Consider the following 22,316-nt stretch of genomic DNA (forward strand, 5'->3'; position numbering starts at 1 on the left):
CCTAACGGGCTTCATGTCCGAGGGACTTGGCGAGATACGGCGCGGTGCGGCTCCCGGCCGCCCGTGCCACCTCCGCCGGAGTCCCCTCGGCCACGATCCTGCCGCCCTCGTCACCGCCGCCCGGGCCCAGGTCGATCACCCAGTCGGCGCCCGCGACCACATCCATGTCGTGCTCGACGACCACCACCGAATGCCCCGCGTCGACCAGGCCGTGCAACTGCCGCATCAGCACCTCCACATCGGCGGGATGCAGCCCGGTCGTCGGCTCGTCCAGCACGTACAGGGTGTGGCCCCGGCGCAGGCGCTGAAGCTCGGCGGCGAGCTTGATGCGTTGGGCCTCGCCGCCGGACAGCTCGGTCGCGGGCTGGCCGAGCCGCAGATAGCCGAGGCCGACGTCGAGCAGCGCGCGCAGGCTCCGCAGCGCCGCCGGGGTGTCCGCGAAGACCTCGGCCGCGGCCTCCACGGTCAGATCGAGCACCTCGGCGATGTTCCGGCCGCCGTGCCGGACCTCGAGGGTCTCCGGGTTGTAGCGGGCGCCCTGGCAGTCCGGACAGGGCGCGTACGTACTGGGCAGGAAGAGCAGCTCGACGGAGACGAACCCCTCGCCCTGGCAGGTCTCGCACCGCCCGCCCGTCACATTGAAGGAGAACCGCCCCGCCTTGTAGCCGCGCGCCCGGGCCTCGTCGGTGGCGGTGAAGAGCTTGCGCACGACGTCGAAGAGCCCGGTGTACGTGGCCAGATTGGACCGGGGAGTACGACCGATCGGCCGCTGATCCACCGTCACCATCCGCTCCACTCCCGGGAGTTCCTCGGAGATCGACCCCACGAGCGTCGACTTTCCGGACCCCGACACACCGGTGACCGCCGTGAACACGCCGAGCGGCAGCCGCGTCGTGAGGCCGCGCAGATTGTGCCGGGTCACCGGACCCAGCGCGAGCTGCCCCGACGGCTGCCGGGACGCCCGGACCGGAGCCGGCTCCGCGCCGAAGAGGAAGCGGCGGGTCGCCGACTCCGCGACATCGGCGAGCCGCTCCGGCGGCCCGCTGTGCAGCACCCGGCCGCCGTGCTCGCCCGCGCGCGGCCCCACATCGACCAGCCAGTCGGCGTGCCGCACCACATCCAGATGGTGCTCCACGACGAACACCGTGTTGCCGCCCGCCTTCAGCCGGTCCAGGACGACGAGCAGCGCCTCCGTGTCCGCGGGATGCAGCCCCGCCGACGGCTCGTCGAGCACGTACACGACCCCGAACAGACCGGAGCGCAGCTGCGTCGCCAGCCGCAGCCGCTGCAGCTCGCCGCTGGAGAGCGTAGGCGTGGCACGGTCCAGGCTCAGATAGCCGAGCCCCAGCTCGGTCACCGTGCCGATCCGGGCCAGCAGTTCCGCCGTCAGCACCCGCGCCGTCTCGTCGTCCCCGTCCGTGCGCAGGGCGTCGGCGAGCGCGGTCAGCGGCAGCGCGGCCAGCTCGGCGATCGTCCGCCCGGCGAAGGTCACCGCCAGTGCCTCCGGCCGCAGCCGGCTGCCTCCGCACACCGGGCACGGCGCGCTGGTCAGGAAGCGCTCCGCCTTGGTGCGCAGCGTCTGGCTCCTGGAGTCGGCGAAGGTGTGCAGGACATAGCGCCGGGCGCTCATGTACGTGCCCTGGTACGGGCGCTGGATACGGCCCGCGTCCCGTACCGGATGGACCGTCACCACCGGCTGCTCGTCCGTGAACAGGATCCAGTCGCGGTCCTTCTGCTCCAGCTCCCGCCAGGGCCTGTCGACGTCGTACCCGAGGGTGTCCAGGACATCACGCAGGTTCTTGCCCTGCCAGGCACCTGGCCAGGCGGCGATCGCGCCCTCCCGGATCGACAGCGACGGATCGGGGACCAGCAGTTCCTCGCTGGTGCGGTGGATCCTCCCGAGGCCGTGGCACTCGGGGCAGGCCCCTGCGGCGGTGTTGGGCGAGAAGGCGTCCGAGTCCAGCCGCGCGGCGCCCGCCGGATAGTCGCCCGCGCGGGAGAACAGCATCCGCAGCGAGTTCGACAGGGTGGTCACTGTACCGACGGAGGAGCGCGAGGTGGGGGACGAGCGGCGCTGCTCCAGGGAGACCGCCGGCGGCAGACCGCTGATCTCGCCGACCTTCGGCGCGCCCACCTGGTGGATGAGCCGTCGGGCGTACGGGGCGACGGACTCGAAGTAGCGGCGCTGCGCCTCGGCGTAGATCGTGCCGAAGGCGAGCGAGGACTTGCCCGACCCGGAGACTCCGGTGAAGACGGTGAGTGCGTCGCGCGGGATGTCGACGTCGACGTTCTTGAGATTGTGCTCGCGGGCGGCGCGGACGCGGACGTAGGGGTCGTGGGGGCCTTGCATACCGGGGATTCTAGGTGGCGTCCCTGTCGTTCGCGCTGGTCAGGCCCGCTGTGCGCGCGAGACGGTGGAACGAGTCCAGCAGACCCTCGCGGTCGTACGTGCTCGTCGTCACCAGCACCTCGTGCGCGCCGCTGTCCTTGATCACCGTCTCCAGCGCGTCCGCGACCTGCTCCTCCGTGCCGTGGATCTGGCCGAACAGCCCGGACTCGTAGCGCTCGCGTTCCTTCGTGGTCATCGCCCGTGCCTCGATGGCCTCGGCCGGTTCGAGCGGAGGGAAGGTGCCGTGCGTCCGGGAGTAGGCCATCGCCCACGCCTCCGGTATCAGCAGCCGCCGGGCTTCCTCCTCGCTCCCGGCGACCGCGACCGTGCCCGCCACCACGACGTACGGCTCCGCCGCCCACGGCGACGGCCGGAACCCGGCGCGATAGCGGTCGACGGCCCTCAGCAGCCGCTCCCGGCCCCTGAGATCCCCGACCACCAGCGGCAGCCCGGCCGATGCGGCGATCTCCGCGCCCTCGCCCGTGGCCAGCACGAACGGAGGTACCCGCAGTCCCTCGGAGGGGCGCGCGTGCACCTGCTGGTGTCTCCCCTCGAAGTACCGCAGCAGCTCGCTCAGCTGCCCCGCGAAGTCCTCCGCGTCGTCCTTGTCCCGGCCCAGCGCCCTGCGTACCCCGTCGGTGAAGCCGACCGACCGGCCGAGCCCCATGTCGATCCGCCCCGGGAAGAGGGACTCCAGCACCCCGAACTGCTCGGCGACCACGAGCGGTTGGTGGTTGGGCAGCATCACCCCGCCCGTACCCACCCGGATCACCGAGGTCGCGGCGGCCACCGCGGCCGCCAGCACCGTCGGCGCGGAGCCGGCCACACCCGGCACACCGTGATGCTCGGACACCCAGAAGCGGTGGAAGCCCAAGGCCTCCACCTGCTGCGCGAGCCGCACGGTGTCGCGCAGCGCCTGCGGGCCGTCCTGCCCGGCACGGGTGCGGGAGCGGTCCAGCACGGAGAACCTGGTCGAAGCGATCACTGAAGTCACACCAGGGTTCAACACCCGCACGGCGCCAGGATTCCCGGTGGCGCCGGGATCACCGAGGGGCACGGCCTAGTCTGGGACCGTGACCAAGAACAGCAGTCCACTGGCCGTATTCGACCTGGACGGGACCATCGCCGAGACCGGCCACCGCCAGCACTTCCTGGAGCGCAGGCCGCGCGACTGGGACGGCTTCTTCGCTGCAGCGCCGGACGACACACCGCTCGTCGAGGGCGTACGGATGGCGGCCGAGGCGGCCGGGGAGTGCGAGGTCATGTACCTCACCGGCCGGCCCGAGCGCTGCCGCGCCGCCACCCTGGACTGGCTGGAGCGGCACGGACTGCCCACCGGCAGGGTGTGGATGCGGCGCAACCACGACCGCCGGCCCGCCCGGACGACCAAACTGGAGATCCTGCGGCGCCTCGGCGGCGGCCGGGAGATCCGGATGCTCGTCGACGACGACGAACTCGTCTGCGATGCCGCCGAACGGGCGGGCTTCAGGGTCGTGCGCGCCCGCTGGGCCAGCACGTCACAGGCGATGAAGGACGCACAGGGGCGCGCGGGCCGTACCTGACCCGGGGGCCGTGCCCGACCCGATACCCGAGGGGCTCACCTGGGCCAGGGCCGCACCTGACCCAGGGTCGCACCTGGCCCGTGGGCCGTACGGGTGACGCCGGCCACCCCGCCCCTACCCCTCCTCCAGCCGGAAGCCGACCTTCAGGCCGACCTGGTAGTGCTCGATCTCGCCGTCCAGGATGTTGCCGCGCACCTGCGTCACCTCGAACCAGTCGAGGCCCCTGAGGGTCTGCTTGGCGCGGGCGATGCCGTTGCGGATGGCCTGGTCGACTCCCTCGTGGGAGGTGCCGACGATCTCGGTGACCCGGTAGGTGTGCTGGGACATGGGGCCGCGCTCCTCTTCGCTGTGTCGAAGGTTTCACTCCACGGTGCCCCAGCCCGGGGCCGTCCGCGAGACGTCGGGGGTTGACCACTCGATTGGTACATACCAAAATCCCAGCCACGCCCGTGCGAACGCCGTTCGGCCCCCCACGTCGGGTCCACTTCCCGTGCCCGAGGTAAACGGTGACCAACGTGAAGAACCGCGTCCTGGCCTGCTCCCTGGCCATCGTGTCCGCTGTCGCGCTCGGCGGATGCGGAATGCTGCCGGACGGCGGCCCGGGTGGCCGCACCGTCACGGTCTGGCTGATGAAGGACAGCGTCTCGGACGACTTCCTCGACCGCTTCGTCACCGACTTCGAGGAACACCATCCCGGCGTACACCTGGACGTCACCTTCCAGGAGTGGACCGGCATCGGCGAGAAGGTCACCGCCGCGCTGGAGAGCGACGAGGCGCCGGACGTCATCGAGGTCGGCAACACCCAGGTCGCGCAGTACGCCGAGAGCGACGCGCTGCTCGACCTGACCCTGGAGTCCATCCGCGATCTCGGCAGCGACGACTGGCTGACGGGCCTCGCCGAGCCGGGCAGCATCGACGGTACGCAGTACGGCATCCCCTGGTACGCCGCCAACCGCGTCGTCATCTACAACAAGGACCTCTTCACGGAGGCGGGGATCACACAGCCCCCGAAGACTCGCGCCCAGTGGCTCGAGAACACCGAGAAGCTCAACAGCGAGGGCAACCAGGGCATTTACCTCTCCGGGCAGGACTGGTACACCCTCGCCGGCTTCATCTGGGACGAGGGCGGGGACCTCGCCGTCGACGAGGCCGGGTCCTGGGCGGGCGTCCTGCACAAACCCGCCGCGATCCGGGGCATGACGTTCTACAAGGAGCTCCAGGCCCTCGGCGACGGCCCCGAGGGCGCGGACGAGATGACACCGCCGCAGACCGGTGTGTTCGCCAAGGGGAACGTCGCCCAGATCATCGCCACCCCGTCCTCCGCCACCGTGATCGAGAAGGAGAACCCGGCGCTGCGGGGCAAGCTCGGCTTCTTCCCGATCCCCGGAAAGACCGCGAAGAGACCCGGCGCCGTATTCACCGGCGGCTCCGATCTGATCATCCCCAAGAAGGCGCGCAACCGCAGTGCCGCGATCGACGTCGTCGAGGCCCTGGCAGGTGAACGCTGGCAGACCGACCTCGCCAGGACCATGAGCTACGTCCCCAACAAGACCGCCCTCGCATCGGCCATCGAAGGCCAGGAGGCCACCGCCGCGATGGCCGCCGGCGCCGCGCAGGGCCGCGCCACCCCCAATTCCCCGAAGTGGGCCCTCGTCGAGGCCGACAACCCGATCAAGCCGTACATGACCACCGTCCTGCGGGGCGAGAACGCCGAGCGCGCCGCCAAGATCGCCTCCGAGCGGATCACCGAAGCCCTCGGCTGACCTGGACGAGTAAGTCCTGGGCCTGTCTTTCGGATCTTGCCGGGCTCGCGTGCCCCGGCACTCGCTCCCCCGTAGCACGTCGGGCACGGGAGGTACCCCCACGCTGCGTTGTCGTCAGTCGCCGACGCTCCGTCACGCACGAGCCCGGGGCGAGCGCGGTTGCCCGTCATTCAGACGGCGCACATCCGCACTCCGCATCACCGTCATGTCGAATCCAGCCGGTCACGGAATTAGTTAGGGGCCGGACCGCCACAGGCGCGATCCGGCCTCACCGTCCGGCAGAGGAGACCGTCATGCCCGCAACGCCAGCCGTCGTCCCGGCCCCACTCCTGTCCGCGGAGCCGGAGCCCAAGTACGTGGTGTCCCTCGCCCGCGACCAGGATGACGTACGGGCCGCGCAGCGGCTGCGCCACCAGGTGTTCGCCGGCGAGATGGGCGCCCGGCTGGAGGGGCCCGAGCCCGGCCTCGACATCGACGCGTTCGACGCGTACTGCGACCACATCCTGGTGCGGCACGAGGACACCGGCGAGGTCGTCGGCACCTACCGGGTGCTGCTGCCCGAGCGCGCCAAGGTCGCGGGGCGGCTCTACTCCGAGACCGAGTTCGACCTCGCCCGGCTCGCGCCCATCCGCGACGACCTGGTCGAGGTCGGCCGCTCCTGCGTCCACCCCGCCCACCGCAACGGCGCCGTCATCGCCCTCATCTGGGCCGGCCTCGCGCGCTACATGACCCGCACGGGCCACACCTGGCTGGCCGGCTGCTGTTCGATCCCGCTCGCCGACGGCGGCATCCTGGCCGCCGCGACCTGGGACACGGTCAAGGCCAAGCACCTCGCGCCCGAGGAGTACTGGGTCACCCCGCACAAGCTCTGGAGCGCCGACGGCATCGACCGCCCCGCCGGACGCACCGAACTTCCCCCGCTGCTGCGCGGCTACCTCCGCCTCGGCGCCTGGGTGTGCGGCGCGCCCGCCCACGACCCGGACTTCGGCGTCGCCGACCTGTACGTCCTGCTGTCGCTGCGCCGCACCAACCCCCGCTACCTCCGCCACTTCCTCTCGCTGGCCCCGGTGAAATGAGCGTCTGGCTTCCCACCGCACCCTGCACTCCGGCCGGCTGTGCGACCACCCAGTGGCCCATGGTCGGCCGCCTCAAGGCGGTCGTCCGCCTGATCGCGGGCACGTCTGCGGTCCTCGCCGGCGTCGTCCTGTCCCCGCTGGTGATCCTGCTCGGCTCCAGCCGCCGTGCCCGGCTGGTCAGCCTGTGGTGCCGCGCTGTGATCCGGGCGTTCGGCGTGCGGATACGCATCGTGGGCCCCGAGCCGGGGACCGGCCCGGAGGCGGGGACCGGCTCCACGCCGGGTCCCGGGCTCGCTCAGGACCAGCACCCGCGGCCCCGGCCGCCCGGCACACTCGTCGTCCCCAACCACATCTCCTGGCTGGACATCCCCCTCGTGGCCGCGGTCATGCCCGGACGGATGCTCGCCAAGCGCGAGGTGCGGCAGTGGCCCGTCCTCGGGCCGCTCGCCGGGCTCGGCGGGACGCTGTTCGTGGACCGGGACCGGCTGCGGGCTCTGCCCGGGGTCGTCAGGACCATGGCCGACGCGCTCAGGGCCGGGGCACGGGTGATCGTGTTCCCCGAGGGGTCCACGTGGTGCGGCCGCGCGAGCGGACGCTTCCGGCACGCCGCGTTCCAGGCGGCGATCGACGCGGGCGCAACCGTACAGCCCGTACGCATCACGTACGGCCCCGTCGGCGCCGCCGCGTTCGTCGGCGAGGATCCGCTGGCCGCCTCCCTGTGGCGCGTCGCGACGGCCGGCGGACTCACCGCGGAGATCAGGATCCTGCCCCCGATCCCCGCGGGCGCCCACACCGACCGCCGCTCACTGGCCCGCGCGGCGCAGAGCGCGGTCACCGGGGCCGCTGCCGGCCACGACACCCACGCCCCGCACAGCAAACGCCTTCCCGGGATCCCCGCTCAGGCTCAGACCGCGGTCGACAGGGACAGCGCGAATCTGCCCTCCGTATCCGTCCACCACTCGACCAGCTTCATCCCGGCATCCGCCAGCTCGGAACGCACGCCTTCCTGACGGAACTTCGCCGACACCTCCGTACGGATCTCCTCACCCGCCTCGAACGGCACCACCAGATCCAGCTCGCGGATCTTCACGTTCAGCGCCTCCCGGGCCCGCAGGCGCATCTCGATCCACTCCTCCTGCGCGTTCCACACCGCCACGTGGTCGAAGTCGTCCGGGCGGAAGTCCGCCCCCAGCTCCCGGTCCATCACGGCCAGCACGTTCTTGTTGAACTCGGCGGTGACACCGGCCGCGTCGTCGTACGCCGCCACGAGCACCTCCTCGTCCTTCACCAGGTCCGTGCCGAGCAGCAGCGCGTCCCCGGGCGCGAGCAGCGCCCGCACGGACCGCAGGAACACCTCGCGCTCGGCCGGCAGCAGATTGCCGATCGTGCCGCCGAGGAACGCGACGAGCCGCGGCCCCGGCGTCGTGGGCAGGGCCAGCACATGCGTGAAGTCGGCGATCAGAGCATGGACCTGGAGCCCGGGCCGCTCGGCCAGCAGTGACTCGGCGGCCCCGGCCAGGGCGCTCTCGCTGACATCCACCGGCACATAACTGTGCAGGTCCGTGAACGCGTCCAGAAGATGACGGGTCTTCTCCGACGAGCCGGAACCCAGCTCGACCAGGGTACGGGCACCGGTCGCCGCCGCGATCTCCTGCGCGCGTGCGCGGAGGATCTCCCGCTCGGCGCGGGTCGGGTAGTACTCGGGCAGCCGGGTGATCTCCTCGAAGAGCTCACTTCCGCGAGCGTCGTAGAACCACTTGGGAGGCAGCTCCTTGGGGGTACGGGTCAGCCCGCGCAGAACATCGGCGCGCAACGCGGCGCCCATGGCGTCCTCGGGCAGGGTGCGGGTCAGCTGGAACGGGCTCACGCAGATGGCTCCTTGAGCGGGGTCAGTAGTACATCGGTGCGGGTCGCCGCGAGCAGTGTCCGGTCGGGCACCTCGCACCAGTGGGGATCGTCGTCGTACGGCTCCGACGCCACGACCGTCCTGCGGCCGGGCTCGGCGAGATACCAGAGCGTGTCGCCCCAGGCGGTCGCGGTGATCGACACTCCGTCGGTGAGCAGCAGATTCAGCCGCGATCCCGGCGCGGCCGCCGCCACCTCCAGGACGGTCTCGGCCAGCGCCTGGCCCAGTTCGTCGCCGTCCCGCAGCCGGTGCAGCACCAGCGCCCACACCAGCGCGGAATCGCACCGCGCCTCCATCGACAGCAGCTCGGCGGCGGGCAGCGCGGCGGCGAGGGTCGCGGCCGAGCCCGGCCAGCCCGTGACGGCACCGTTGTGGCTGAACAGCCAGGGCCCGGCGGCGAACGGCGCGGCGGCCGCCTCCCCGTCCGCGCCCGCCTCGGTCGCGTCCCGGACGGCGGCCAGCAGCGCCTCGCTGCGGACCACCCGGGCCAGGTCCGCGAAGGACTGGTCGCCCCAGACGGGCCCGGACCGGCGGTAGCGGGCCGGGACCGGGTCACCCTCCGCGTACCAGCCCACCCCGAAACCGTCCGCGTTCACCGTCCCGTGCTGCTGCCGGCGCGGCGCCCAGGACTGCCGCAGCAGCGCGTGCGGCGGCCGCACCAGCAGCTCGCCCAGTGCCGTCCGCGGGCCCAGAAAAGCGATATGACGGCACATCACGCGTCCCTGGCGGTACGGAACCCGGAGAAGATCTGCCGGCGCACCGGCAGGTCCCAGTTGCGGAACGTGCCACGGCACGCCACCGGGTCCACGGCGAACGAACCGCCGCGCAGCACCTTGTGGTCGGGGCCGAGGAACACTTCCGAGTACTCGCGGTACGGGAACGCCGCGAAGCCGGGGTAGGGCAGGAAGTCGCTCGACGTCCACTCCCAGACATCGCCGATCAGCTGCCGGATCCCGAGCGGCGACGCACCGTCCGGGTAGGCCCCTGCCGGTGCGGGCCGCAAATGGCGCTGGCCCAGGTTGGCACGGTCCGGGGACGGGTCCTCGTCGCCCCACGGGTAGCGCCGGGAACGCCCGGAAACGGGATCGTGGCGCGCCGCCTTCTCCCACTCGGGCTCCGTCGGCAGCCGCCGCCCGGCCCACCGGGCGTACGCGTCGGCCTCGTACCAGCTGACGTGCAGCACGGGCTCGTCCTCGGGGACCACTTCGGTCACCCCGAACCGGCGACGCAGCCACTGGCCGCCCTCGCGCCGCCAGAACAGCGGTGCGCCGATGTTGTGCTTGTGGATCTGGTCCCAGCCCTCCGCCGCCCACCAGCGCTCGTCCGCGTACCCGCCGTCCGCGATGAAGGCCTGGAAAGCGCCATTGGTGACGGGCGTGGTGTCGATGAAGAAGGCGGGGACCTGGCGTCGGTGCGCGGGCCGTTCGTTGTCCAGCGCCCACGGCTCGGCGGAGGTGCCCATCGTGAAGGGGCCGGCCGGAACCAGCACTTCGGCCGGAAGCCCGAGCGTGCTGCCGCTCGGCGGTTCCGGGGCGTCGAGCGCGGCCGGTCCCTTCCGGAGCTGATGGGTGATCAGCATGGTCTCGTCGTGCTGCTGCTCGTGCTGCGCGATCATCCCGAAGGCGAAGGCCGCGTCCGTCAGCCGGTTGCCGTGCAGCGGCGCGGAGTCGAGGATGTCGAGCACCCGGCCGCGTACGTCGGCCGCGTACGTCCGCGACTCGGCGGGGGAGAGCAGCGGCAACGAGGGCCGTTCGGCGCGGGGATGCTCGAAGGCGTCGTAGACCGAATCGATCTCGGGGCGTATCGCCTCACGCCCGGCCACGGCCCGCAGCAGCCACTGCTCCTCCTGGTTGCCTATGTGCGCCAGGTCCCAGACGAGCGGCGACATCAACGGAGAGTGCTGGGCGGTCAGTTCATGGTCGTCGACGCACGTCGTGAGCACCGTGGTACGGGCCCGGGCCGAGGCCAGCGCCTCCAGGGCGCGCTTCCTGAGCACGTCGTCGGACGCCACCAGGGACTCGTTCATGAGTGGATCTCCTTGCTGCGGAGCGAGAAGTCGTCGGCCGGACATCGGCCCGGCAGGACGTAGCGGTCGTAGAACGCCGCGACCGCGTCCTGGACGGCGGTGGAGGCTCCCAGCCGGGGCAGAGCCTCCAGAGCGACGGCGAAGCAGGTGACGGCAGCGCTGTGCAGTTCGGGGTCGGTGAGTGCGTCCCGGGCGGCATGGGTCCAGAGAGGATTGCGCGGCGCGGGCAGCGCGCCCGCCGTCTCGGCGAGCGGCTTGACCGTGCGGTACACGGTCTCCGCGGCCTCCGGGTCGTCGAACAGCGCCGTCGTCACCGCGACCGGCACGATCCAGCCGTCCTCGCCGGGCTGCGCGTCGATCATGCGCAGTTCGAGATGTCCGCGCGGCCGCACGGGCGGGAACAGGGTCGTGATGTGATACTCGAGATCCGCGCGGCCGGGCGGCCGCGGCGCGCCGGACCGTATCCATTCCCGGAACGTCAGCCGCTCCGGCACCGTCCACGGCCCTTCGGGCTCCCTGATGCACATGACCGGCGTGTCGAGCACATGAGCGGCCCACGCTTCCCGCGGCGCTGCTCCCGGGTCCGGCGCGAGCGCCCGTACCGGGTCCAGATCCGCCCACAGGGCCTGCCGGGTGGAGCGCCAGCCGGTGGGCCGTCCGGCGCCCTGCGGGGAATTGGCGAAGGCCGCCACCAGCACCGCACCCAGCAGATGCGCCAGCTGCCAGCGTCTGCCGAGTCCCAGCGGCCCGGGTTCCTCGAATCCCGCGTCCAGACACACCTGTACGGAGGCGGACGAGCACATCATCGAGCGCCCGGCGGGCCCGGTGCGATCGAGCCAGGACTCCAGGGCGTCATAGCGCGGCTGGCGCAGCAGCCGTCGCGGCGGATGCCAGGGATCGTGGCCGAAACCGGTCAGAATGAGGCCGGATCCGCGCAGTGCGGTCCGGACGAGGGCCAGATCCGCCGCGGTGGAGTCGATGCACTCCATCAATGACGCGGCGGGCGGGGAGCTGAGCTCCAGCTGGCCACCGGGTTCGAACGTGAGCGCCGAGCCGAGGGGCAGATCCCTCAGTCCGGCGTAGGCCCGGTCGAGCGTGCTCGGCGCGACGGGCCGTTGCGGAACGTGCAGTTCGTGAACGAGCCATTCCAGTTCGACCCCGACGGTGCGGGGTGGGCCCGTCTTGAAGCAGATACATCGAAGCAGATCTTCGGCGTCGTCCTCGGTGAGCGGCGGGCCGCTGCCCCCGAAGCCGGGTGCTGGCATGGTCGACTCCTCTGTCGAAGCGTTCCGTCCACCTAAGGCCACCGCCGATGGTTCGCACAAGAGTGCCCCCGCCGGATGTCAGCGGCCCGTAATATCCGTTTGCCGTGGTGAGGTTCGGTCACTGAGGATTCCGGGTATGAGCGCACGCTTGCGGGGGATCGCGAAACAGACCCAGGAGATCGTCGACGGAGGTCGCTACCGGGCGCCGGGCGGCCACATGGTGACGATCGGCAGGGAACTGTCCGCCGCGGTCGAGGGGACACGGATGTACGGACCCGGGCCCGTGCCGGTTACCCCCGACACGGACCGTTCCAGCGTATGCGAGGTCACCGGCGAGAGCAGCCTGGAAGCCGCCCGCCGCATGACGGCCCAGGACAGCGGGCCTGTCGCCGTGCTGAACTTCGCTTCCGCGCGGAATCCGGGAGGCGGCTTTCTGAACGGCGCACAGGCCCAGGAGGAGGCGCTCTGCCGGTCCTCCGCGCTCTACACCACGCTGCTGAGCGTCCCGGACTTCTACGATCACCACCGGGCCGAGCGCAGTCCCTTCTACACCGACCGGGTGATCCACTCGCCCGGTGTTCCGGTCTTCCGGGACGACCGCGGAGGACTGCTCGACGCGCCGTACACGGTCGGCTTTCTCACCTCACCCGCACCGAACGCGGGCGTGATCACCAGCCGTACGCCGGGGGAGGCCGCCCGGATACCGGCCGTGCTCGCGTCCCGGGCCGAACGGGTGCTGGAGACGGCCGCCGCGACCGGCTACCGGCGGCTGGTGCTCGGCGCCTGGGGCTGCGGGGTGTTCCGCAACGACCCGGCTCAGGTCGCCGGCGCGTTCAAGTCCCTGCTCACGGACGGTGGCCGCTTCGCCGGGCATTTCGACGAGATCGTCTTCGCGGTGCTGGACCGTACGCAGGGCGGGACCACGCTGGGGGCGTTCCGCGCGGCGTTCCCGGCGTCGTAGGCCACCGTCCGCCCCGGGTGGACGGTGGGGCGCGGAATCCACTGTGGGTTCACCGCGTGATTGCCGTGGTGGCGCGAGGATTACACGTGTCAATGGCTCGTGTAACCACTGTGTAGCATTCAATTCAGGCCAAACCGCCAGACCCTGAGCAGGATTGGTCTGGAAGGATGCCGAGGGCGATGAGCCAGACACCCAGACAGCCAGCAGAACGTTCCGTACCGACCAGTGCCGATGTCGCCCGGCTGGCCGGAGTCTCCCGGGCCACAGTCTCGTACGTGCTGAACAACACCTCAGCGGTACGGATCAGTGAGCCCACCCGCCGACGGGTCCGCGAGGCCGCGGAGGAGCTGGGCTATGTGCCGCACGCGGCGGCGCGCAGTCTGCGGGCCGGACACACCCGCATGGTTCTCCTGCCCACCGCGCACGTACCGGTCGGTCCGCTCTACAGCAGTTTCATCAACGAACTCCAGTGGGCGCTGCGGCGCCTCGACTACACCGTCGTGCAGTACGGCAGCCTGGGCCTCGACGCCGACGCGGCGGCCCGCGCGTGGGCGGAGCTGCGGCCCGTCGCGGTCCTCTCGCTCGGCGAGATCGCGCTCACTCCGCAGGGGGTCGGGGTGCTCAAGCGCTCCGGCGCCAAGGCCGTGATAACGCTCGGCCCGCAGCCGGTCGAGGGCGCGCACTCCCTGGTCATGGACCAGCGTGAGGTCGGCGCCCGGGCGGCGGAGCATCTGCTGGAGCGCGGGCACCGGCGGCTCGGTGTGATCATGCCGGTGGAGCCGGGGCTCGAGCTCTTCTCCGAGCCCAGGCTGGCCGGGGTGCGCGAGACCGCGGAGCCGGCGGGCGCGACCGTCGAGGCGATCCCGCTCGCGTACGACGAGGACGCCGCGGATGCGCTCGCCGCGCGGTGGCGGGGACTCGGTGTGGACGCCGTGTACGCGTACAACGACGAGTACGCCATGCTCCTGATGCGGGCCCTCCAGGACGCCGGGATCGGCGTCCCGGACGAGACCGCCGTGATCGGTGCGGATGACCTGCTGCTGGGGCGGCTGCTGCGGCCGAGGCTCAGTACCGTGCGGATCGACATGGTGTCCGGGCAGTATCTGGCCGAGCTCGTGGACCGCGTGGTCCGGGATCCGGGCAGGGCGTCCGAGCGGCACGACCTGATGGGGGCGCAGGTCGTCAGGCGCGAGTCGACCTGACGAGGCAAGGTGACGGGCCGGGCTGTCGGGTCGACCCGACGGGGCGGGCTGAACCGGCGTCGGCGTGATGCGTCGATCTGCACATGCGTGGCGGGCGGTGCATGGCTAGCGTCATGGCATGAGGACAGTTCCGCGGCGCTTCGAGATCCTGCTGGTGCCCGAGCACGTCGAGGACCGCGCCGGCGCGACGGTGGAGGACAGTGCGGTGCGCTCGGCAGTGGTCGAGACCACCGGTGAGACCGGCGCGTCCGGCTACCCGCGGTACGCGGGGCACGGCATCGTCGCGGACATCGACCCCGTGACGCGCACGGTGGAGGCGCTGCTCGTGGACGGCTCGGAGCTGGACTACGGGTTGACGGCGCTGGTTTCCCGGCAGACACCGGAGTAAGGGCTGTCGTTGTGCGGGTGCGGGTGCGGGTGCGGGCCGGTGGACGGGTTGTTCCCACCCTCCCGCAGGGCTTCACCTGGGGTACCGCCATGTCGCTGCGCTCGCCTTGCGGACTGCCTGCCCATGAACTGGGGCCACCGGTACGCCCGGACGGCAGGCGTACACACCTCGCAACGCGCAACCTCGCAAACGCGGCGTCGAGTTCACGTACCCGACCGCATTGCCAGGGCGCCCGGCCTCGCGCAGAGGGCTACCGCGGACTCTTGCTCGCCGCGCCGCGCCTCGTCGGCGACCCGCGCCGCCGGCGAGGCGGTGAAGCGTCCGTTCCGGTGCGCCGGAGCCCGAGTCGCACGCGGAGAGCGGCGGCCCGGGCCCGTCGCCCGGTCACTGGGCCTGCTGCGCCTCCGTGATGGACTTGCGGACCTCGTCCATGTCCAGCCCACGGGCCTGGCCGATCACGTCCTCCAGGACGGGCTCCGGCAGCGCCCCGGGCTGGGCGAACACGGCCACGTTGTCCCGGACGATCATCAGCGTGGGAATCGAGCGGATCTCGAAGGCCGCGGCCAGCTCCTGCTGCGCCTCCGTGTCCACCTTCGCGAAGACGAGATCCGGATGGCGCTCGGAGGCCTGCTCGTAGACCGGCGCGAACTGACGGCACGGGCCGCACCAGGAAGCCCAGAAGTCGATCAGGACAAAGTCGTTGTCGGATACAACCTGATCGAAGTTTTCCTTGGTGAGCTCAACAGTGCTCATTGTTTCCCTACCTCTTCCTGGTGTCCGGTCGGACCCTCCCCCTACGCCCTGGCGGGCCCAGGGGGACCCCCAGGCCAACGGCGCACGGGGCGGCGGTATTCCGCCTGCCCATGTGGCTTCGGTGCACACGTGGCACCAGACTGTCCGTATGACGGAAGCTGTGGAATACGACGTTGTGGTCCTGGGGGCCGGGCCGACCGGGGAGAACGTGGCGGGGAGGACACGAGCCGCGGGGCTGAGTACCGCAGTGGTGGAGGGCGAGCTCGTCGGCGGGGAGTGCTCGTACTGGGCCTGCATGCCGAGCAAGGCGCTGCTGCGGCCCGTCATCACACGTGCCGACGCGCGCAGGGTCCCGGGCGTGCGCCAGGCCGTACAAGGCCCGCTCGACGCCCACGCGGTCCTGGCGCACCGCGACGAGTACGCCTCGCACTGGAAGGACGACGGCCAGGTCGCCTGGCTGGACTCGATCGGCGCCCGCCTCTACCGCGGGCAGGGCCGGCTGCACGGTCCCCGCAAGGTCGTCGTCGAGGGACCTGAGGGCGAGCATCACGTGCTGACCGCCCGGCACGCCGTAGCCGTGTGCACCGGCAGCCGCGCCGTCCTGCCCGGTCTGCCGGGGCTGGCCGGTGCCAAGGCATGGACCAGCCGAGAGGCGACCAGCGCGCAGGCCGTGCCGGGGCGGCTCGTCGTCGTCGGCGGGGGAGTCGTGGGTACGGAGATGGCCACCGTGTACCAGGCGCTCGGCTCCGAGGTGACCGTGCTGGTGCGCGGCGGGGGGCTGCTGCCGCGTATGGAGCCCTTCGTCGGCGAGCACGTCGCCGACGCGCTCACCGAGGCCGGTGCGATCGTGCGTACGCAGGTGAGCGTCGCCGCCGTACAGCGGTCGGACGGCGCCGGCCCGGTCACGGTCGTCCTTGAGGGCGGGGAGCTGATCGAGGCCGACGAAGTGCTCTTCGCCACCGGACGCGCCCCGCGCACCGACGACATCGGACTCGAGACGGTGGGGCTGGAGCCCGGCTCCTGGCTCCCGGTCGACGACAGCTGCCGGGTCGACGGCAAGGACTGGCTGTACGCCGTCGGAGACGTCAACCGCCGCGCTCTCCTCACCCACCAGGGCAAGTACCAGGCCCGGATCGCGGGAGCGGCGATCGCCGCCCGGGCACAGCACGTACCGCTGCTGGAGTCGGACCGCTGGGGCGCGCACGCCGCGACCGCCGATCATGACGCCGTGCCGCAGGTCGTCTTCACCGATCCGGAGGCGGCGGCGGTCGGCCTCTCCCTCGCGGAGGCCGAGGCCTCCGGCCGCCGTGTCCGCGCCGTCGACCAGGACCTCGCCGGCGTCGCGGGCGCGGGACTCTACGGCGACAGCTACCGCGGGCGTGCCCGGATGGTCGTCGACCTGGACCGGGAGATCCTCCTGGGCGTCACCTTCGTCGGCCCGGGCGTGGGCGAACTGCTCCACTCGGCGACGGTCGCGGTGGCGGGCGAGGTCCCGATCGACCGGCTGTGGCACGCGGTCCCGGCGTACCCGACGATCAGCGAGGTGTGGCTGCGCCTCCTCGAGGCGTACCGGGACGGCAGTCGGGCCTGATCCGGCGCCACCGGGCAGCGACCCGTCCGCCGGAACTCCATGGCGGACGGGTCGCTCGGCGCCGACTGCGGCCGGTGCGCGCACACCGGCCGCAGTCGGCTCACGGGCCGTCCGGGAAGTCTCCGGACATCGCCGCCGCCATCCGCAGATGCGGAGCCGCCTCGGCGCCCCGCCCCTGCCGTTCCAGCGTGCGGCCGAGCATCAGCCGGGCGTAGTGCTCGACCGGGTCGCGATCCAGGACCGCGCGCAGTTCGGTCTCGGCCTTCCCGAGCTGGGCCGAGTGGTAGTACGCCCGAGCCAGCAGCAGCCGCGGCGCCACCTGCTCCGGGACCTCCGCCACCAGCCCGCCGAGGATCCGCGCAGCGGTGAGGTACTCCTTGGCTTCGAAGAAGAACTGTGCACGGTCCCAGCGCTCCGAGGCCGTCCCGAACTCGTAGTACGTCTCGCTCACTTGCTCTCCCTCCGAGGTGGCCTGCTCCGCCGTCCTGCGACACCGCCAACCGGAAAGATTGATGCAATATTCCGCAAGGGCGGGCAGTGTGCACGGGGCGCACGCGCCGTAACGGCCGAGCGCGCTCACCGTGTGAAGAGCGCGCTCACCGTATGAAGAAGGGCGTGCCGCCGCGCGGGAAGCTCTCCATCACCTCGCGCGCGAGACGGTGGAACACGCTCTGCGTGGCGGGGGCGAGCGCCGCGAGTTCCGTCAGGCCCTGGCCGCGGATCGTCGCGTCGTGCGGTACGGCGATCAACCGAGGTGTCAGACTGACGAGTTGCGCCGATGCCTCCCGCAGCCGGCCGTCGATGTCGCCGTTGTCCTCCGCGTCGCACAGCGCCACCGTCGAATGGGCCACGAGGTTGAGACTCTCGCGCGCGAGCCACGCCATCAGCCTGGCGGTCCTCTCCACCTGGCCCGGCGCCGTGGTGGCCGTGAAGACGAGATGGTCGACCGAGCCCAGCAGGCCGCGCAGCGCCTCGCCGTCGGGCGGCAGGAACGAGTCGGACGCGTCCACGACGGTCGTGCCGTACTGGGTGACCCACTCCACGTGGCTGCGTCGCGGGCCCGTGCCGAGGTCCAGCCGGTCCCCGGGCCCGACGCTCACGTACAGGAACCGGGCCCCCGCCGAGTCGGTGAAGGTGAGGTAGTCGTCACCGCTGGGGCAGGCCAGCGCCGTGCCGCCGGCGAATCGCTGGGCGCCGGCCGAGTCCGCCGGTGCGACGCGGTAGCCGAAGACCTGCGTCCGCCGGCTGGCCGGAACCATGATCACCGGGGTCCGGTAGGCGTGCGCGACCGGTTCGGCCAGCGCCGAAGCGAGGTGCGCGGCGACCGTACTGCGTCCGGAGCCCGGCAGTGCGCCCAGCACCGCGACGCAGAACCCGCGCCGCGCGGGACCGATCGGAGCGAGCCGCTGATCGGCCGCCTTGGCGCGGGAACGGGAACGGGAGCCGAACCGGCGGCGCCGCGGACGCTGCGGAGGCTCCCCGGGAAGCCGCAACCAGCGTTCTACGGATACGCCGACGGGCTTCGGGGCCGCGGAGGGTGCGGCCGAAGCACCCGGCTGGACGGGAACTTGGGGGCCCACACCCTCGTATCCGACGCCGTCCGGGGCGGTGCGGCGGATGCGGGCTCCGTCGATGAGCGTGACGGCGGACGGTGACAGCCATTCCCCCAGCGGGCGGGACGCGGCGCCTCGCGGCACCCGGTCCCGCAGCAGACTCAGCACGTCCCGGGCCGTCGGCGGCCCGTCCGTGCCGTGCAGGCAACTGCTCACCACGGCATGGAGGGCCTGGTCGCCCCGCGCGTAGGACGACGGCCCCCAGTCCGACGCGTCCAGTGGCTTCAGCGTGCCGCGATCGGCGTCGTAGCGGGGGACGCGGGAGAACCGGTCGGTGCCGAGCGCGGCGTGGACGACGAGGGCTCCCAGCGCCGCGACGTCGTCCTCGGGCCGCGCGGCCTCGTCGTCGGGACCGGCGGGAGCGCCGTCGATCGTCGCCCGGTGCCAGCCGGTGACGAGCGGACCGTCCTCGGTGATGAGTACGTGGCGCGGCTGCAGCCGCCCGTGGACGACGCCGGCACTGTGACTGTGGGTCAGGGCCGCGGCCAGACGCTGGGCGAGGCACAGCGCGGTCTCCACGCCAAGTGGCCCCGTGGACCTGATGAGTTGTCCCAGGTGCGGTGCCGGGCGGCCGGACCGGGTGCCCGCGAGCGAGCTCGCCGTCCAGTTCGGGGTGGTGTGCGTCGCGTCGGACTCGATCAGGGACGGGAGACAGTCGTGGGCGAATCTGGCCAGGGCGGCGTGCTCGGTGGCCACGTGCTCGGGCCGGACCGTGCGCAGGAGCACCTCGTGGCCGTCCGGGCTGATCCCCAGCTGCGCCCCGGACCAGCCGCTCTCGCCGATCCTCGGGTCGAGCCGGTAGCGGGGCCGGGTGCGTGTCTTCACCGTCGTGACCAGTGCCCAGGGGCTGCGTGGGGCGGGCGCCGGCCGGTCCATGGGCGGGAACGACGGCGGCAGCAGGGCGGAAGGCTCCGTGGCGGGCGACGGTTCCTCCTCGGTCAGCGTGGTGGGCAGCTCGCTCCACTCCGCCACGGGCAGGGCACCGAGCCCCAGTCGCTGCAGCAGCGCGGGCCCGAGCCACGCGAAGCTCCGCGCGTGCTCGGGAAGCCGCTCGGGACCGTCCGCCCGGTTGAGCCAGGCGGCGAACTCGGGTGCCTGCCCGGCGAGTCCGGCCACCAGTGTGGACACGCGGCGTGCCGTCAGCACGATCTCGGCCGTGGGGACGGCGTCGAGCAGGACGTCACGGGTCCGGTCGCTGAAGGAGAACAGCCTGCGACCGTGGCCGCGGTCGGCGCCGCCCGCGCGGTCGGCGGGCCGGTCGTTCCCGTCCAGCCGTATCAGCCCGCCCAGGAAGACCTCCGCCAGGTGCGCGGTGGTGGCCTGCCAGGGCACCGCGTTCGTGACCAGGCGCATCACCGGGACCGTGACCGGAGCGATCGCCGCGAGATGTGCCGCCAGCCGATACGCCTCGGGTGACGCCGTACTGCGAAAGCGCCGGACGTCATCCCGGGGCGCGACGTCGGCCGATGTGCCGGCAGCGGCGGCCTCGGGGTCCCACAGCGTGAACACGGCGTCCATGCCGCCGGTCGCCGCCGCCCGTGCCCAGCGGCCGAGCCCCTGCGGCGTCGGCTCGAGCACCGGCAGCGCCCGGCCGGTGAACGCGCTGAGCTCCGGCGGCAGCAGAGAATCACGCACCCTCCACTGGCTGTTGGGAGCCCCGGGGTGCGGCACCCGGACCGTCCAGCGGCGTACCGGCAGCGCCGACCCCTCCCACAGGCGCGGGGGCAGCGCGTGCACGATCGCGGTCGGTCCGCAGTCCGACCAGCGGGTCAGTACCCGGCGCAGTGCGCTGCCCCGCCAGGCCGCCCCCGCACCGTCGGTGATCACGAGGGTCATCGTGCGGCCTGAAGGGTCGCAGATCACTTCCGGCGGCACCCACGCCCCCGCCGTACCGAACGGCCTTGTGGACAGCACCGGCCGGCCCGGGGCCCGCCCGTCCGGCCCGTCCGGGCGCAGTGCCCACGTACGGATCTGCCGGAAGGCGCCGAGGCGGGCGCAGAGCGTGCGGATGTCGGCGTACAGCTGTTGCCAGAGCAGCATCGAGACGCTGTCGTCCACGACCAGCGCCAGATCGAGCCAGCGTTCGCGCCCCGGCCTGGTCACCACGTCGACGAGCCCGGTGTGGGCGATCCGGGAAGCGGTGACGGCCTCGTCGATCTCGGTACGGCGAGGGTCGGCGCGGAGCCGCTTGAGGGGGCGCAGTGCGCGCGCCGTGTGCAACGGGGCGGCCAGGCCGCGCGGTTGGGCGATGCGGACGGAGACGGCGCGAGGCAGGACCGGGGGCGGGCCGGCGGCATCGCCCTGGCTGTCGGGCAGCGGTGGGGGCTCCTCGCGGGCGTCCTCGTCCGGGTGGCCGCCGGGCTCGTCGGTGCCGGTGCCGTCCGTGTTCTGCACGTCCTGTGCGTCCGCTGCGTCCTCTGGGTCCGCTGTGGTTTCTGTGTCCTCTGTGTGCTCCCGTTCCGGGACCGTGGGCTGCGGATCGGCCGGCGCGGCGTGCAGGCCCGCGGCGTCGGCGGCGTCCGGACCGGTCGCCATCCCGTCGGACAGCTCGGAGCCGCCCTCTGCCGGGTCCGACCGCCCGGTCCCCGCTCCCGACGAGCCGTCGAGCGCCAGCGGGGCGTCGGCGCCGCCGGGCACGCGCTCGGCGAGCCACAGCACGTCGGCGAGCTCCTCGGCGGTGACCTCACCACCGAAGAGCCCGGTCAGGTCCCGGAGCCGGTCGATGTCGAGCACGGTCAGGCCGGCCCTCCGAGCTGGCGCAGCACCGAGTCCAGGAGCCCTTGCGCGTGCAGGTCGACGCCGCCCAGCCGCAGATGGGCCGCGTTGAGCAGCTGGTCGGTGGCGAGTTCACCGGGGGCCCGGCGGGCCAGGAACGCCTGGATCAGGTCCTCGACATGCGGCAGCGCCTCCTCGCCGAGGTGCGCCGCCACGATGGCGCGCAACCGCTCCTCGTCGGGGTCCGGCAGGTCGAGGCGCAGGCAGCGCCGCAGGAAGGCCGGAGGGAACTCACGTTCGCCGTTGCTGGTGATGACCACGACCGGGAACTCCTGGCAGCGCACCAGGCCCCGGTGCACCGGCTGCGGTTCGGCGGCGTGCAGCGCGTGGACGTACACGGTGTCCTGCCCGGGAGGCAGCCGGGACAGCTCGGGGATCTCGAACTCCCCCTCCTCGAAGACCGCCAGCAGGTCGTTGGGCAGGTCGATGTCCCCCTTGTCCAGTTCGTCGACCAGCAGGACCCGGGGCGCCTCGGAGGGCAGCAGCGCGGTGCCGAGCGGACCCAGCCGGATGTAGCGGCCGATGTCCGGCGACTCCGGCGACTCCGGCGACTCCGGCGATTCCGGTGACTCCGGCGATTCCGGTGGCATGGAGTCCTCCCGGACGGCGCCGTCACCGCGGAAGTTCGACTCGCGCAGCCGGCCCACCGCGTCGTACTGGTAGAGCGCCTCGGCCAGGGACGACCTGCTGTTGACGGTCCAGCGCAGCACCTTGCCGAGCGACATCTCACGCGCCACCGCGTACGCGAGCGACGACTTGCCGGTGCCCGGATGGCCGGTGACGAGCAGGGGGCGCCGCAGATGCAGCGCCGCGTTGACGACGTCGGTCTCGGGGCGCCCGATGAGGTACGGGCGCGGGGAGTCCGCAGTCCTGGGACCGTCGCCGGGGCCGCGCTCCGCGTCCGCCGCCCCGAAGCGCCGCCAGGGAGGCGGCTCGGGCATGGAGACCCGTCGCACCTCCCCGTCTCCCCGGAACAGGAACCAGCCGTCCGTCTCCGGCGGTTGGGCGTGGTGCGGGTGCTGCGCGGACGTCATCGGTGTCGCGTC

The 22,316-nt window shown here is 72.4% G+C and carries 19 protein-coding genes; 8 read left to right on the plus strand and 11 right to left on the minus strand.

The window, feature by feature from the left end; all coding sequences use genetic code 11:
- Position 1 precedes the first annotated feature (1 nt).
- Positions 2-2,350 carry an ATP-binding cassette domain-containing protein gene (locus ACZ6ZQ_RS03005; protein WP_469766769.1) on the minus strand — a complete coding sequence of 783 codons (2,349 nt, stop codon included), beginning with the start codon at positions 2,348-2,350 and terminating at the stop codon, positions 2-4.
- A 10-nt stretch (positions 2,351-2,360) separates the two neighbouring features.
- Positions 2,361-3,383, minus strand: a complete 1,023-nt coding sequence (locus ACZ6ZQ_RS03010) for an MsnO8 family LLM class oxidoreductase (protein ID WP_469766770.1) — start codon at positions 3,381-3,383, stop codon at positions 2,361-2,363.
- Between the two features lie 79 nt (positions 3,384-3,462).
- Here ACZ6ZQ_RS03010 and ACZ6ZQ_RS03015 point away from each other — a divergent pair, with 79 nt between their 5' ends.
- Positions 3,463-3,951, plus strand: coding sequence for a phosphatase domain-containing protein (locus ACZ6ZQ_RS03015; RefSeq protein ID WP_469766771.1), 489 nt, complete (start codon positions 3,463-3,465; stop codon positions 3,949-3,951).
- Positions 3,952-4,065: 114 nt separating this feature from the next.
- On the opposite strand, the gene ACZ6ZQ_RS03020 is transcribed toward ACZ6ZQ_RS03015, so the two are convergent.
- On the minus strand, positions 4,066-4,278 hold the full coding sequence (locus ACZ6ZQ_RS03020) for a dodecin (protein ID WP_453667573.1): 213 nt from the start codon (positions 4,276-4,278) through the stop codon (positions 4,066-4,068).
- Positions 4,279-4,466: 188 nt separating this feature from the next.
- Between ACZ6ZQ_RS03020 and ACZ6ZQ_RS03025 the strand changes: the two genes are divergently transcribed.
- The 3 genes from ACZ6ZQ_RS03025 to ACZ6ZQ_RS03035 all read left to right on the plus strand — a co-directional run bounded on the left by ACZ6ZQ_RS03025 (position 4,467) and on the right by ACZ6ZQ_RS03035 (position 7,800).
- Entirely contained in the window at positions 4,467-5,714 is a 1,248-nt protein-coding gene (locus tag ACZ6ZQ_RS03025) for an extracellular solute-binding protein (protein WP_469766772.1), read from the plus strand.
- A 293-nt stretch (positions 5,715-6,007) separates the two neighbouring features.
- Entirely contained in the window at positions 6,008-6,790 is a 783-nt protein-coding gene (locus ACZ6ZQ_RS03030) for a GNAT family N-acetyltransferase (RefSeq protein ID WP_469766773.1), read from the plus strand.
- Positions 6,787-7,800: a lysophospholipid acyltransferase family protein gene (locus tag ACZ6ZQ_RS03035; RefSeq protein ID WP_469766774.1), complete on the plus strand. Its 1,014-nt coding sequence runs from the start codon at positions 6,787-6,789 to the stop codon at positions 7,798-7,800. The genes ACZ6ZQ_RS03030 and ACZ6ZQ_RS03035 overlap by 4 nt, the downstream gene beginning before the upstream one ends.
- Here ACZ6ZQ_RS03035 and egtD read toward each other — a convergent pair.
- Genes egtD through egtA form a run of 4 tightly spaced genes read right to left on the minus strand, consistent with a single transcriptional unit; the run spans position 7,695 to position 11,987 of the window.
- The gene (gene egtD, locus ACZ6ZQ_RS03040) at positions 7,695-8,657 is read right to left on the minus strand and encodes an L-histidine N(alpha)-methyltransferase (protein WP_469766775.1); all 963 of its coding nucleotides are present in this window, start codon (positions 8,655-8,657) and stop codon (positions 7,695-7,697) included. The genes ACZ6ZQ_RS03035 and egtD overlap by 106 nt on opposite strands.
- Positions 8,654-9,409, minus strand: coding sequence for an ergothioneine biosynthesis protein EgtC (egtC, locus tag ACZ6ZQ_RS03045; RefSeq protein ID WP_469766776.1), 756 nt, complete (start codon positions 9,407-9,409; stop codon positions 8,654-8,656). Before egtC ends, egtD begins: the two co-directional genes overlap by 4 nt.
- A complete protein-coding gene (gene egtB, locus ACZ6ZQ_RS03050; protein WP_469766777.1) occupies positions 9,409-10,722 on the minus strand; it encodes an ergothioneine biosynthesis protein EgtB in 1,314 nt (437 codons plus the stop codon). Before egtB ends, egtC begins: the two co-directional genes overlap by 1 nt.
- On the minus strand, positions 10,719-11,987 hold the full coding sequence (egtA, locus tag ACZ6ZQ_RS03055) for an ergothioneine biosynthesis glutamate--cysteine ligase EgtA (protein WP_469766778.1): 1,269 nt from the start codon (positions 11,985-11,987) through the stop codon (positions 10,719-10,721). The genes egtB and egtA overlap by 4 nt, the downstream gene beginning before the upstream one ends.
- 136 nt (positions 11,988-12,123) lie before the next feature.
- Between egtA and ACZ6ZQ_RS03060 the strand changes: the two genes are divergently transcribed.
- The 3 genes from ACZ6ZQ_RS03060 (at position 12,124) to ACZ6ZQ_RS03070 (ending at position 14,538) form a co-directional block, all read left to right on the plus strand.
- Positions 12,124-12,948, plus strand: coding sequence for a TIGR02452 family protein (locus tag ACZ6ZQ_RS03060; protein ID WP_469766779.1), 825 nt, complete (start codon positions 12,124-12,126; stop codon positions 12,946-12,948).
- A gap of 179 nt (positions 12,949-13,127) precedes the next feature.
- Positions 13,128-14,150 (plus strand): LacI family DNA-binding transcriptional regulator, encoded by a 1,023-nt coding sequence (locus ACZ6ZQ_RS03065; protein ID WP_469766780.1) that lies wholly within the window; start codon positions 13,128-13,130, stop codon positions 14,148-14,150.
- 118 nt (positions 14,151-14,268) lie between these two features.
- Positions 14,269-14,538 carry a hypothetical protein gene (locus ACZ6ZQ_RS03070; RefSeq protein WP_469766781.1) on the plus strand — a complete coding sequence of 90 codons (270 nt, stop codon included), beginning with the start codon at positions 14,269-14,271 and terminating at the stop codon, positions 14,536-14,538.
- 384 nt (positions 14,539-14,922) lie between these two features.
- Here the strand turns inward: ACZ6ZQ_RS03070 and trxA are convergent, their stop codons facing one another.
- The gene (gene trxA, locus ACZ6ZQ_RS03075) at positions 14,923-15,291 is read right to left on the minus strand and encodes a thioredoxin (RefSeq protein ID WP_469766782.1); all 369 of its coding nucleotides are present in this window, start codon (positions 15,289-15,291) and stop codon (positions 14,923-14,925) included.
- A 148-nt stretch (positions 15,292-15,439) separates the two neighbouring features.
- On the opposite strand from trxA, the gene ACZ6ZQ_RS03080 reads away from it, so the two are divergent.
- Entirely contained in the window at positions 15,440-16,882 is a 1,443-nt protein-coding gene (locus ACZ6ZQ_RS03080) for a dihydrolipoyl dehydrogenase family protein (protein ID WP_469766783.1), read from the plus strand.
- A 100-nt stretch (positions 16,883-16,982) separates the two neighbouring features.
- Here ACZ6ZQ_RS03080 and ACZ6ZQ_RS03085 read toward each other — a convergent pair whose 3' ends face one another.
- The 3 genes from ACZ6ZQ_RS03085 to ACZ6ZQ_RS03095 form a co-directional block, all read right to left on the minus strand.
- Positions 16,983-17,333: a tetratricopeptide repeat protein gene (locus ACZ6ZQ_RS03085; protein ID WP_469766784.1), complete on the minus strand. Its 351-nt coding sequence runs from the start codon at positions 17,331-17,333 to the stop codon at positions 16,983-16,985.
- Between the two features lie 145 nt (positions 17,334-17,478).
- Positions 17,479-21,228, minus strand: a complete 3,750-nt coding sequence (locus tag ACZ6ZQ_RS03090; protein ID WP_469766785.1) for an SAV_2336 N-terminal domain-related protein — start codon at positions 21,226-21,228, stop codon at positions 17,479-17,481.
- 2 nt (positions 21,229-21,230) lie between these two features.
- Positions 21,231-22,304, minus strand: coding sequence for an AAA family ATPase (locus ACZ6ZQ_RS03095; protein WP_469766786.1), 1,074 nt, complete (start codon positions 22,302-22,304; stop codon positions 21,231-21,233).
- Between the last annotated feature and the right edge of the window lie 12 nt (positions 22,305-22,316).

The sequence above is a fragment of the Streptomyces sp. NPDC053673 genome, assembly GCF_055585225.1.